10 protein-coding genes are annotated in these 12,343 nt (G+C 64.8%); 6 read left to right on the top strand and 4 right to left on the bottom strand.

All coding sequences use genetic code 11. The features are described 5' to 3' along the window. Positions 1 to 50 precede the first annotated feature (50 nt). Positions 51 to 1,427, bottom strand: coding sequence for a dipeptidase (locus AXZ77_RS11285; RefSeq protein WP_078520970.1), 1,377 nt, complete (start codon positions 1,425 to 1,427; stop codon positions 51 to 53). A gap of 222 nt (positions 1,428 to 1,649) precedes the next feature. Here AXZ77_RS11285 and hemA point away from each other — a divergent pair, with 222 nt between their 5' ends. The 4 genes from hemA (at position 1,650) to AXZ77_RS11265 (ending at position 6,319) form a co-directional block, all read left to right on the top strand. After that, complete coding sequence (gene hemA / locus AXZ77_RS11280) at positions 1,650 to 2,879, top strand: 5-aminolevulinate synthase (protein ID WP_098411230.1); 1,230 nt, start codon at positions 1,650 to 1,652, stop codon at positions 2,877 to 2,879. A gap of 108 nt (positions 2,880 to 2,987) precedes the next feature. Next, complete coding sequence (locus tag AXZ77_RS11275; RefSeq protein WP_098411229.1) at positions 2,988 to 4,259, top strand: helix-turn-helix domain-containing protein; 1,272 nt, start codon at positions 2,988 to 2,990, stop codon at positions 4,257 to 4,259. Between the two features lie 84 nt (positions 4,260 to 4,343). Further along, positions 4,344 to 5,465: a flavodoxin-dependent (E)-4-hydroxy-3-methylbut-2-enyl-diphosphate synthase gene (gene ispG, locus AXZ77_RS11270; RefSeq protein ID WP_098411228.1), complete on the top strand. Its 1,122-nt coding sequence runs from the start codon at positions 4,344 to 4,346 to the stop codon at positions 5,463 to 5,465. Positions 5,466 to 5,620: 155 nt separating this feature from the next. Beyond that, the gene (locus tag AXZ77_RS11265) at positions 5,621 to 6,319 is read left to right on the top strand and encodes a DUF1236 domain-containing protein (RefSeq protein WP_098411227.1); all 699 of its coding nucleotides are present in this window, start codon (positions 5,621 to 5,623) and stop codon (positions 6,317 to 6,319) included. A gap of 196 nt (positions 6,320 to 6,515) precedes the next feature. Here the strand turns inward: AXZ77_RS11265 and AXZ77_RS11260 are convergent, their stop codons facing one another. The 3 genes from AXZ77_RS11260 to AXZ77_RS11250 all read right to left on the bottom strand — a co-directional run bounded on the left by AXZ77_RS11260 (position 6,516) and on the right by AXZ77_RS11250 (position 9,523). Further along, positions 6,516 to 8,261, bottom strand: coding sequence for a methyl-accepting chemotaxis protein (locus AXZ77_RS11260; RefSeq protein WP_141536262.1), 1,746 nt, complete (start codon positions 8,259 to 8,261; stop codon positions 6,516 to 6,518). 10 nt (positions 8,262 to 8,271) lie between these two features. After that, positions 8,272 to 8,568: a hypothetical protein gene (locus AXZ77_RS11255; RefSeq protein ID WP_098411225.1), complete on the bottom strand. Its 297-nt coding sequence runs from the start codon at positions 8,566 to 8,568 to the stop codon at positions 8,272 to 8,274. Between the two features lie 184 nt (positions 8,569 to 8,752). Further along, a complete protein-coding gene (locus AXZ77_RS11250; protein WP_078520963.1) occupies positions 8,753 to 9,523 on the bottom strand; it encodes a DsbA family protein in 771 nt (256 codons plus the stop codon). Between the two features lie 203 nt (positions 9,524 to 9,726). On the opposite strand from AXZ77_RS11250, the gene AXZ77_RS11245 reads away from it, so the two are divergent. Both AXZ77_RS11245 and AXZ77_RS11240 read left to right on the top strand, forming a co-directional pair. Continuing rightward, positions 9,727 to 10,866: a pyridoxal phosphate-dependent aminotransferase gene (locus tag AXZ77_RS11245; RefSeq protein ID WP_098411224.1), complete on the top strand. Its 1,140-nt coding sequence runs from the start codon at positions 9,727 to 9,729 to the stop codon at positions 10,864 to 10,866. Positions 10,867 to 11,067: 201 nt separating this feature from the next. Then, positions 11,068 to 12,282, top strand: coding sequence for an N-acetylmuramoyl-L-alanine amidase (locus AXZ77_RS11240; protein ID WP_098411223.1), 1,215 nt, complete (start codon positions 11,068 to 11,070; stop codon positions 12,280 to 12,282). Positions 12,283 to 12,343: the final 61 nt, after the last annotated feature.

The following is a 12,343-nucleotide window of genomic DNA, read 5'->3' as shown; positions in this document are numbered from 1 at the left end:
GGTGACAAGAGCGTCGCTATGCGAGGGGCGCGAAGCCCCCGGCGGCGTGCTTATTTCGCGATCCGGTCGAGGATGCGCGCCCAGGAGCGGATGCCCTTGTGGAAGCTTTTGACGTCGTATTTCTCGTTCGGCGAGTGGATCGCGTCGTCATCGTTGGCGAAGCCGATCAGCATCGCGTCCATGCCGAGGATCGACTTGAAGTAATAGCCGATCGGGATCGAACCGCCCATGCCGACGATCACCGCCTCGCGGTTCCACTCGTCCGAGAGCGCCTGACGCGCGGCTTCGAATTCGGGGCGCGACGTGTCCATCACGGAGGCCGGTGCGCCATCGAGATCGCCGTCCCAGGTGATGCGCGCATCGACCGGCAGGCGTGCCTCGACATGGGCGCGCAGCGCCTTGCGGACGTGGGCCGGATCCATGTCGCCCACGAGGCGGCAGGTGATCTTGCAATGCGCCTCGGCCGGGATCACGGTCTTCGAGCCCGCGCCCTGATAGCCGCCCCAGAGACCGTTGATCTCCAGCGTCGGGCGTGCCCATTGCTGCTCCAGCGCCGAATAGCCTTCCTCGCCATGCGGCACGGTCATGCCCGCGTGCTGAAGGTATTCCTTTTCGTCGAAGCCGCAGGTCTTCCACGCTTCGAGCTGCTCGGCCGGGACTTCGTGGACGCCCTCGTAGAAGCCGTCTACCGCAACGCGGCCCTGATCGTCATGGAAGCTCGCGATGATCTTGGAAATCTCGCGCAGCGGGTTCAGGGCGGGGCCGCCGTAATGGCCCGAATGCAGATCGATGCGCGGCCCGTGGAGGGTGAATTCCTCCTTCAGCATCCCGCGCAGGCTGCCTGCGATCGAGGGCACGCCGGGCGAGACCATCGAGGTGTCGCAGATCAGCGCCAGATCGGAGGTCAGCTCCTCGCGGTTGTTCTCGAGGAAGGGCACCAGCGAGGGCGAGCCCGATTCTTCCTCGCCTTCAAGAAAGATCACAAGATTGCCAGGCAGCTCGCCGTTCACGGCCTTATAGGCGCGGCAGGCCTCGATGAAGGTCATCAGCTGGCCCTTGTCGTCGGACGCGCCGCGACCGCGGATGACGCGACCGTTCTCGGTGTCCTCGATTTGCGGCTCGAACGGGGGCGTGTTCCACAGCTCCAGCGGGTCGACCGGCTGCACGTCATAGTGGCCGTAGAACAGCAGGCGCGGGCCGTCGCCCTTGGAATGCGCAACCACCATCGGATGACCCGTGGTCGGGCGCAGTTCGGCGTCGAAGCCCAGCGATTTCAATTCCTTGACGAGCCATTCCGCAGCTTCGTGGGTCTCTTCGCGATAGGCCGGATCGGTCGAGATCGAGCGGATTTTCAGCAGCTCGAAAAGACGGTCCATCGCGGCATCCAGGCCGCTATCGATTTCGGTGAGAACCTCGTTCAGTGCCATGCAGGCCTCCTTTATTTTGGCCTCAGCCTAGGGCTGCGCGCGGCACTGTCCAGAGGGGGTGACGCGAGGGCGCGACAAATTGCGAAAATTGAATGTTTGCTTTTCATGACTATTTGCGACATTTTTGCCCTTCAGGGAGAGGAATTTGACATTTATCAATGTCGCGCTTTGTGGTGCCCGGTAGGGCAGACCCAGCGAACAGTCATGCAAGGGAAGCACGAGATGGATTACGACCGCGCACTCGATCAGGCGATTGACAAGCTGCACGAGGAAGGCCGCTATCGCGTCTTCATCGACATCGAGCGCGAGAAGGGTAATTTTCCCCATGCCGTCTGGACCAAGCCGGACGGGTCGAAGCAGGACATCACCATCTGGTGCGGCAACGACTATCTGGGCATGGGCCAGCATCCGGTCGTGCTGGCCGCGATGCACGAGGCGCTGGACGCCACCGGCGCAGGTTCGGGCGGCACGCGCAACATCTCGGGCACGACGGTCTATCACAAGCGACTGGAGCATGAGATCGCCGATCTGCACGGCAAAGAGGCCGCGCTGGTCTTCTCCTCGGCCTATATCGCGAATGACGCGACGCTGAGCACGCTGCCCAAGCTGTTCCCCGGTCTCATCATCTATTCCGACGAGCTGAACCACGCCTCGATGATCGAGGGCATCCGCCGCAACGGCGGCGCCAAGCGCGTCTTCCGTCACAATGACGTCGCGCATCTGCGCGAGCTGCTGGCCGCCGACGATCCGGCCGCGCCGAAGCTGATCGCTTTCGAGTCGGTCTATTCGATGGATGGCGATTTCGGCCCGATCTCCGAGATCTGCGATCTGGCCGAGGAATTCGGCGCGATGACCTATCTCGACGAGGTGCACGCGGTGGGCATGTATGGCCCGCGCGGCGCCGGTATCGCCGAGAAACTGGGCGAGATGGACCGGATCGACATCTTCAACGGCACGCTGGGCAAAGCCTTCGGCGTGTTCGGCGGCTATATCGCGGCTTCCGCCAAGATGGTCGATGCGGTGCGCTCCTATGCGCCGGGCTTCATCTTCACCACCTCGATCCCGCCGGCGGTGGCGGCTGGCGCTGCCGCGTCGATCGCCTTCCTGAAAGGCGAGGGCGGTCAGGAGCTGCGCGACAAGCAGCAGTTGCACGCGAAGATTCTCAAGATGCGTCTGAAGGGCATGGGTATGCCGATCATCGACCACGGCTCGCATATCGTGCCCGTGATCATCGGAGATCCCAAACATACCAAGGCCTTGTCGGACATGCTGCTTGACGAGTTCGGGGTCTATGTCCAGCCGATCAACTTCCCGACCGTGCCGCGCGGCACCGAGCGTCTGCGCTTCACGCCCTCGCCGGTGCACGACACCGGTATGATCGACGGTCTGGTCAAGGGCATGGATGCGCTTTGGGCGCGCTGTGAGCTGAATCGCGCCGAAGCCAGCGCGTAAGCCACATAGGCGCGTGCGCGGCTCGCTTGCTTGTGATAAGCCTTTGTTAATCGAAGGGGCTATTGGCTCCGAATCGACGCAGGCGGGAAAACGGCAGGGACAGGCAGCATGATCGGGCGAAGGGCGAAACCTTCGACGGAGGACGGAGTCAAACCTAAAGGGTTCGACGATTTCGAACTTCGTCTTGGCGATGTGATGCGCGGCGAGCGGGCGACGCTCGCCAAATCGCTCCTAGATGTCCAACGCGAATTGCGGATCAAAGCAGCCTATATCGCGGCCATCGAAGCCTGCGACGTGGAAGCTTTCGACACACCCTCTTTCATCGCGGGCTATGTGCGCTCCTACGCGCGCTATCTCGGTCTCGACCCGGAATGGTCGTTCCAGCGCTTCTGCAACGAGGCTGGCTATTCGCCCGCCCACGGCATGTCCGAGGCCGCCTCCGGCCCGAAGCCGCAGCGCGACCCGAAGGACATGGCCGAGGCGCTCGCCAATCCCGCCTTCATTCCGCGCAAGGAATCGCTCTGGACCAAGATCGAGCCCCGTGCCGTCGGTGCGCTCTTCGTGCTGGCGCTGATCGGTGGCGGTATCGGCTATGGTGGTTGGACCGTGCTGCAGGAAGTGCAGCGCGTGCAGCTGACGCCCGTGGATCAGGCGCCCGGCGTGATGGCCGATCTCGACCCGCTCGATTCGGTCAAGGACGGGCCGGAGATGGCGCAGGCCGACGACACGCTGCCCGAGGTCAACCAACCCGAGCGTTCCGCGCGCATCTACCGTCCGGCGGCCCTCGACGCGCCGGTTCTGGTGTCGCGCGACGGGCCGATCGCATCGATCGACCCCAATGCGACCGGCGCGCTGGCCGGGCAGGGCGTGGGCGCGGCCGCTCCGGGCCTGACGCCCAATCTCATCGGTCTGACCCAGCCGAGCACCTCCCCGAACACGCCGCAGGGGACGCAGCTCGCCTCGGCGGCGGGCCCCGAGAACAATATCCAATCCGCCGTCGCCAAGGCGCTCGAAGCGGATCAGCCCGATGTCGTCGTGCTTGCCGTGCGCCCGTCCTGGGTTCGGATCAAATCCGCCGATGGCGCGACGCTGTTCGAGAAGGTCATGGATGCGGGCGAGCGTTACGTGCTGCCCAAGCTCGAAGAGCCGCCGACGATGCGCACGGGTGAATCCGGCGCGATCTATTTCGCGGTCAACGGCGTGACGCATGGCCCGGTCGGCAAGCGCGGTCAGGTCACGAAGAACATCAAGCTGTCCTCCGCCGCACTAGACGAGGAATACCCGGTCGCCAATCTCGCGCAGGACAAGGACCTCGCGAAGATGATCGCGGTGGCCGATGCGGGCGATGCCGCCGCGCCGACCCAGACCGACCAGCAATAAACCGCAGATCACGATCCGCCCCGGCCCGTTGCACCGCAGCGGGCCTTGGCGTATCAGGAGCCGAGGTCTCGAAGGAGCGTTTGCATGTCTCTCAACCCGGTCCGTCCGTGGCGCAATATCTACCGCCGCAAGTCTCGCCAGATCATGGTCGGCAAAGTCCCCGTGGGGGGCGATGCGCCGATCTCGGTGCAGACGATGACCAATACCGACAGCTCGGACGTGCGCGCGACGCTCGATCAGGTGATCCGCGCGGCCGATGTCGGCGCGGATATCGTGCGCGTCTCGACCCCGGACGAATCCAGCACGCGCGCCCTGCGCGAGATTTGCCGAGAGAGCCCGGTGCCGATCGTGGCGGACATCCATTTCCACTACAAACGCGCGATCGAGGCGGCGGAGGCGGGGGCGGCCTGCCTGCGCATCAACCCCGGCAATATCGGCGACGAGAAGCGCGTGGCCGAGGTCGTGCGCGCCGCCAAGGATCACGGCTGTTCGATCCGGATCGGCGTGAACGCAGGTTCGCTCGAGCGGCACTTGCTGGAGAAATACGGCGAGCCGTGCCCCGAGGCGATGGTCGAGAGCGCGATGGACCATATCCGCATTCTCGAGGATCACGATTTCCGCGAATACAAGATTTCGGTGAAGGCGTCGGACGTGTTCCTCGCCGCCGCTGCCTATCAGGGCATCGCCGAGGCGACCGACGCGCCGATCCACCTTGGCATCACCGAGGCGGGGGGGCTGACCTCCGGCACGGTGAAATCCGCGATCGGGCTGGGCAACCTCCTGTGGATGGGCATTGGCGACACGCTGCGCGTCTCGCTCTCGGCCGATCCGGTCGAAGAGGTGAAGGTCGGTTTCGAGATTCTGAAATCTCTGGGGCTGCGCACCCGCGGCGTGCAGATCATCTCCTGCCCGTCCTGCGCGCGGCAGGGCTTCGACGTGATCGCGACCGTGGCGGAGCTGGAAGAGCGGCTCGAACACATCAAAACTCCGATCTCGCTGTCGATCATCGGCTGCGTCGTGAACGGTCCCGGCGAGGCGCTGATGACCGATATCGGCTTTACCGGCGGTGGTGCCGGATCGGGCATGGTTTACATGGCCGGCAAGCAGGATCACAAGCAGTCCAACGCGGATATGATCGACCATATCGTTGAATTGGTTGAGAAAAAATCGGCCGAGATCGAAGCGGAGAAAGCCGCCGCCGAATAAGCGGAAAAGTGCCGCAGCGCCCCCGAAATCGGCCCTTATCACGCTGCCGTGATAGAATTTCGGGGGAACGAATTGGCGCCCCTCCACATTTCCCTCCCCACAACGGAGAGAGGCCGTCCCTCGTGGCGGTCAGGGTAATGAAGGAGGTAAGTCCAATGACCCGCAAGTTTGCAACTATCCTCGCTGCTGCCGCCAGCACCACGATGATCGCCGGTACCGCTTTTGCCGAGACCAGCCCGCCGCTGATGGCCACCGCGCAAGGCGAGTTCGATATCCACGCCGGCGTCGAGGCCTCGTCGAAAACGATCGCGACTGTCGCCGACGGCACCATCGTCCCGGTGGAAGGCTGTCTGCCCGATGGCACGATCTGTCAGGTGACTTTTGATGGCATGAATGGCTATGCGCCCGCAGGCCAGCTGGGTGTGATGGTCGACGGCCAGATGGCGCTTTTGTCGACCGGCCCGCAATCGGTCACCGTGAACCAGATCCAAGTCCCGGGCGATAACGCCAATAAGGATGGCCAGGGCGCTGCGGCGCTGACCGGTGCGGCTGCTGGTGGCGCAGCCGGTGCGGCCGTGGGTGGTCCCGTGGGCGCCGTGGTCGGCGCGCTGATCGGTTCCGCCGGGGTGGGCGCTGCGGCCAAGCCCGAGCCCACTACGATCACCTGGGTCGAGAAGCACCCCGTCGCGCCGGTTTATCTCGAGGGTGACGTCGAGACCGGCAAGGTCATTCCGGACGTGGTGACGCTGACGCCGGTGCCGGACAGCACCTATGCCTATGGCAACATCAATGACAACACAGTCTTCGTGAACCCTGATAGCCGTGCGATCGTCTACGTGGTGCCGGCCTCGTAAGGCTCGATGACAAAGACCACCAAGAAAGCCGGCGCCTCACCGCGCCGGCTTTTTTATCGCGGTAGGCATTTCGCACGCAGTCCTATCCGGTTCGCTGCCCAACGCGATCGACTTGCCGCGTCGCGGGCGTCGGCAAGCGGCATGGTCTTCGCCGCTGGCAGGTCGGGCGCTCCGGCTATTGAGCCGGGGGTAGTCGTCAGCTCGCCCGCGGAAGCGCTTCTCGGTCCTCCATCACAGCGGGAGAGGTCGAGAATTGCGTCACGGCTTCACGCAGGGCCTCGGCGAGGTCGTCGAGCATTCTGCTCGCGGCAGTGGTTTCTTCGAACATCGCGACATTCTGGCGGGTGGCGTGGTCGAGCTGTTCGACCGAGCCGTTGATCGCCGCGAGGGTGCGGGACTGTTCCTCGGACGAGCGGGCCATCTGGGCGACGCGCTGCGAAATCTCTTCGACCGATTTTACGATGCCTTCGAGCGAGGCGACGGTTTTGCTGACCAGTTCGACGCCGGTGCTGACCTGTTGGCCCGAGGCTTCGATCAGTGCGGTGATCTCTTTTGCGGAGGCGGAGGAGCGCTGTGCGAGGTCGCGCACTTCAGAGGCGACGACGGCGAAGCCGCGACCGGCCTCACCTGCGCGGGCAGCCTCCACGCCGGCGTTTAGAGCGAGCAGGTTGGTCTGGAAAGCGATATCGTCGATCACCGAGGTGATGCGCTCGATCTGCTTCGAACTGGTTTCGATTTCGTTCATCGCGCGGATCGACTCGCTGACCACCGCAGCGCTTTCCTTGGCGACGGTTTCCGCATTGCTGGCGGCACTCGCGGCCTCGGCTGCCATTTTCGCGCCCGATTGCACCGAGGAGGTCAATTCGTTGAGCGAGGCGGCCGCATCGGCAAGGGTGCCCGATTGCTTCTCGGCTCGGGTCGAGAGCGCGGCCGAGGCAGCGCTGATCTCGCCGATTTGTTGGCGGATGTCGACGCTGTGGCCGGTGACGAGGGCGATGGCGCCTTCGAGCTGCTCGATCGCCGTGTTGAAATTGACGGCCAGCCCCGCGTAATCCGCATCGACCCCGCCGAGCCGGGCCTTGAGGTCCTTGCGTGAGAGTTGTTGCAGCGCGATTTCGAGCGCTTCGACGACGCGGGTCTGGCGTGCTGTGGTTTCGGCGCGTTCCTGGGCGAGATCTTCTTCGGCCAGACGGGCGAGGCGGGTCGCTTCTTCGACCTCACGCGCGTTGCGTTCGGCATCGATGCGCAGCGCCTCTGCCTTTTGGGCGGCCTCGCTGGCGGCGTCCTGCATCTGCTGGGCGCGCGTGGTCTCCCCCTCCGCTTGGCGACGGGCTTCGTCGGCTTGGGCGGTGGCGTCGATCGCCTCTGCCATACGCTCTTCCATCGAGCTTTCCATACGGCGGCGGTTGAGCACGGCATAGACGAGCACCGCAGTTTCGATGGCGACGGTCGCGCCGTGGAAAAGCGAGCGCGTGACATTTTCCCAGATATCCGCGCTGGGATAGATCAGGCTGGGCATCAGAACCGAGAGCGCAAGGTGATGGACCACGATGGTCGCCGCCGCGAAGAAGATCGCGCGGGTGTCGACCATCACGATCAGCACGGCCATCAGTGCGAAAAACGAGAGGTGGGCATCGATTTGCCACGGATGCCCGGAGAGCGCGGCGGTGAGGGCCACGGCCTGACCGATCACCCCTTGCGCGAGGATGGTGTTGCCGCGCCGCCGGTCGCGCATCCGCCACCCGAGCAGAGCGGCTGAGGCGAAGACCCAGGCGGTCACGCTGGCTACGAGGAAGGCCGTGCCCACCAAATAGGCGGTTGCCGTGACGATCGCGGCCATGGCGACTGTCCCGAAGGCCAGCAATTTCCGCACCTGACGCATATGCGCGTCTTTTTGTGGCGCTTGCACGGTGGTCGGCCCAGCGGTGTTCCCGTCAATCATCAGAGGTTCCTCAAATCTCGGCCGCCCCGCAGAGCCAGGCCATTTTCTTGGCGTCGAGAACGACCCATGCGCCCGCCGCCCGCAGCCGGGCGAGCGTGCCCGGCGCATCTGTTGCTGCGAATTCTCCCAAGGGCGCGCGCACCGGTCCCACGGGATGCGCCCCTGCGGCGGCGATCACCTGATCGGCGGCGCGCCAGGGCGGGACCACGACGAGGTAAAGCCCCGGTCGGTCTTCTGGCAGCATGCCGAGGGCGGCGATCGGCGCGCAGAGCACCGAGAGGGTCATAAGCAGCAATTCGAGTCGCATCACAGTCCTTTTCGAGGGCAGGCTACGCCCGATCCATTAACGGCCCCCTAAGACGTGAAAACTTCGGACTCTCACGGTAAACGACATGAAAACGCCGCCCGGATCGCGATGGACCCGGACGGCGCTTTCTATCTTAAAAATCTCAATCCTAAGAAGGCCTTGTGCGGCGTTCTTCAGGCACGGATTACTCGGCGTTCCGCTCTTCTGCGACCATTTTCGCCATCGCCGCTTCCGGCGCGTAGCCGCGCAGCAGCTGTCCGCCGATCACGAAGGCCGGGGTGCCCGAAATCGCCATGCGCTGTGCCAGCTGGTAGTTCTGACGCAGCACCTCGGTCACCTTTTCATCGTTCATCTGCTTGAGGATCGGAGCGGGATCGAGGCCCTGATCCTTGGCGATCTGGCTCAGGCTTTCGACGGTGAGATTGCCGCGCGCCTTCATCAGCGTGTCGTGCATCTTCGCATAGGCGTCGTCGCCGTCGATCTGCTTCGTCGCGACCGCGAAGCGCGCCGCCAGTTCCGATTGCTGGCCGAGGATCGGGAACTCCTTGACGATGAAGCGGATATTGCCGTCCTTCGAGATCAGGTCCGAGACCTCGTCATAGGCTTTTTTGCAGTAGGTGCATTTGTAATCCATGAACTCGACGACGGTGATGTCGCCATCGGGATTGCCGCCGACCCAGCTGTAACCGTCCTCGAAGATGTCCTTCGCATTGGTCTTGATCAGCTGCTTGTCGTTATCGGCCTGCTGCGCCTGCTGCTTGGCTTCCAGCTCGTTGATCGCCTCGACCAGAACCTGCGGATTGGCCATCAGGTACTCGCGCACGGCGTCGCCGAATGCGGATTTCTGGCTGTCGGTCATGTTGGCGAAGTCGAAATCCTGCGCGGCTGCCGGGGTGAGCGGGGCGGCCGTGGCGAGCGCGGCGAAGGCGGTCGCGGCCAGAAGCGTGCGGAGCATGGGCGTATCCTTTGGATCGGGTCCTGTTGGTTCGCAAGCAACCTGACCGCTCGGGCGCGCGGGATCAAGAGGGCGTTAGCGCGCAGGGCGCGGCTTCATCGCGAGGCGCGCGCCGACAGATGCGTGCAGTGACGCCGCATTGACGCTCGGGCGGCTTCGGCCTAACCCCTTGGGCGAAATCTCAAGCGGCAAGGAGAAGGCGGATGCGGCAGTCGAAACGCGGGCAGGTGGAACCGTTCATCGCGATGGATGTGCTGCGCATGGCGGCAGAGGCGGAGGCTGCGGGCCGCGACATCGTGCATATGGAAGTGGGCCAGCCGGGCACCTCTGCGCCGAAGGCCGCCAAGCGCCGTCTGGCCGAGGCGCTGGAGAGCCAGCCGATGGGCTACACGGTGGCGCTGGGGCTGCCCTATCTTCGCGAGGGGATCGCGAAGCTCTACAAGCGCTGGTACGACATCGATCTGGATCCGGCGCGCGTGGTCATCACTTCGGGCTCTTCCGGGGCGTTCCAGCTGGCCTTTACGGCGCTGTTCGATGTGGGCGACAAGGTGGGGCTGGGCGAGCCGGGCTATCCGAGCTACCGCCAGATCCTCAAGGCGCTCTCGATCGAGCCGGTGGGCATTCCGACCGAGGCGCAGAACCGCTACCAGCCGACGCCCGAGGAAATCCCGGACGATCTTGCCGGGCTGATCGTGGCCTCGCCGGGCAACCCGTCGGGCACGATGCTGGGCAAGCCGGAGCTGCAGGCGCTGATCGAGCATTGTCAGGCCCGCGACATCGCCTTCATCTCGGATGAGATTTATCACGGGCTGCAATATGAGGGCCGCGCGGTCTCGGCGCTGGAGATTTCCGACGACGTCTTCGTGATCAATTCCTTCTCGAAATATTTCTCGATGACGGGCTGGCGCGTGGGCTGGATGGTGGCGCCGGAAAGCCATCTGCGCACGGTGGAGCGTCTCGCGCAGCATATGTTCATCTGCGCCCCTCATGCGAGCCAGGTGGCGGCTCTGGGCGCGCTGGAGAGCCTCGACGAGATGGCCGAGAATGTCGCGCGCTATGGCGAAAGCCGGCAGATGCTGCTCGAAGAGCTGCCGAAGATGGGCTTCACCCGGATCGCGCCGCCCGATGGGGCGTTCTACCTCTATGCCGACGTGTCGGAGCTGACCGAGGATAGCGCCGCTTTCGCCGCGGAAATCCTCGAGAGCGTCGGGGTGGCGGTCACGCCGGGGATGGATTTCGACCCCCATCGCGGCGCGCAGACGATCCGCTTCTCCTATGCGCAAAGCCCCGAGCGGGTCGCCGAGGGGATCAAGCGGCTGCGGAGCTTCATGGAGAACCGCTGAAGATTTGCGCTGAGGGGGGCCGGATCAAGCGGCCTTCCTGTGGAAGGACGTCCGGCGAACGCCTGTAGCGCAAGAGAAGGGCCGGACGGGCGCGGCCCGGGCTGGTCGCCCGCGCCAAGCCAGCCCCATTCGCCCTTTGCTCCGCGCGACCCCGGCCGCTATAGTGCCCGCAAAACGAAAGCGCATAAAAACGGGGCGCGTATGATCGGGCGGTTCATTCTTCTTCTCGCGATGTCTCTCGCGCTGGCTCTGCCTGCGCGGGCGCAGGACCTGTCGGCTTTGGCGCAATATGCGCCCGACCGCAGCCAGATCGCGCAAAATGGCGAAAAGATCGCGATCACGCTCGGCATCAGTCAGCCCGTGCCGTATCGCGCCTTTCTGCTGGCCGATCCCTACCGGCTCGTCATCGACTTCCGCGAGGTGAATTTCGGCGCCAACCCGCCCGAGACCCTGCTCAAGGGCAGCGATGCGATCACAGGTCTGCGCTGGGGCAAGTTCCGGCCCGGCTGGTCGCGGATGGTGGCCGAGCTGGCCCATCCGATGCGCCTCGTCACCTCTGAAGAGCGCACCAAGGGCGACCCGGAGATCGCGCTGACGCTGGCGCAGGTGCCCGCGGCGAAGTTCACCCCGCGCAAGGGGGCCGCCGATTCCGCGCTGTGGGATCTGCCGCAACCCGCGCCGACCGCCGCGCCGCATCGCCGTCAGGACGGGACGCGGCCGCTGAAGGTGGTGCTCGATCCCGGTCATGGCGGCATCGATCCGGGGGCGGAGGATGGCGGCGCGCATGAGGCAGATATCGTGCTGGGCTTCGCCCGCCAGCTGCGCGACGCGATGCGCCGGGCGGGGATGCAGGTGGTGATGACCCGCGATCAGGACGTGTTCGTGCCACTCGAGACCCGCGTGACGGTGGCGCGCGCGGCGGGGGCGGATCTCTTCATCTCGCTCCACGCGGATTCCATCGCCGAAGGTCGGGCGACCGGCTCCACGATCTACCGGCTCGCCGATCACGCCGAGACCGAGGCGACCCGCAAGCTGGTGCAGCGCCACGACCGCGACGATATCCTCGCAGGTGTCGATCTGAACGGGCAGGGCGATGCGATCACCCATATCCTCGTCGATCTGGCGCGGCGCGATACGCAGCCGCGCTCGGTCCGGCTGTCGCAGGTGCTGGCGGGCGCGATCAAGGGGGCGGGGCTGCATATGCACAAACACCCGGTGCAGGGCGCGAATTTCTCGGTGCTGAAATCGCCCGATATCCCTTCGGTCCTCGTGGAGCTGGGCTTCCTGTCCTCGCCCGCCGATCGCGCGCGGCTCAAGGACCCCGACTGGCGCGCACGGATGGCTGCGGCGCTCACCAAGGGCGTCGAGACCTGGGCGCAGGGCGATGCGGCCGAGGCGAAGCTTTTGCGCCAATAATCGCGTTTTGTTCCCGGTCTGACGCGCGGTCATCCGCGCATTGGGCGGGATTGTGACCATG

The organism is Thioclava sp. ES.031 (assembly GCF_002563775.1).
Classification (GTDB): Bacteria; Pseudomonadota; Alphaproteobacteria; order Rhodobacterales; family Rhodobacteraceae; genus Thioclava.
This window is presented reverse-complemented; position numbering and strand designations above follow the sequence as displayed.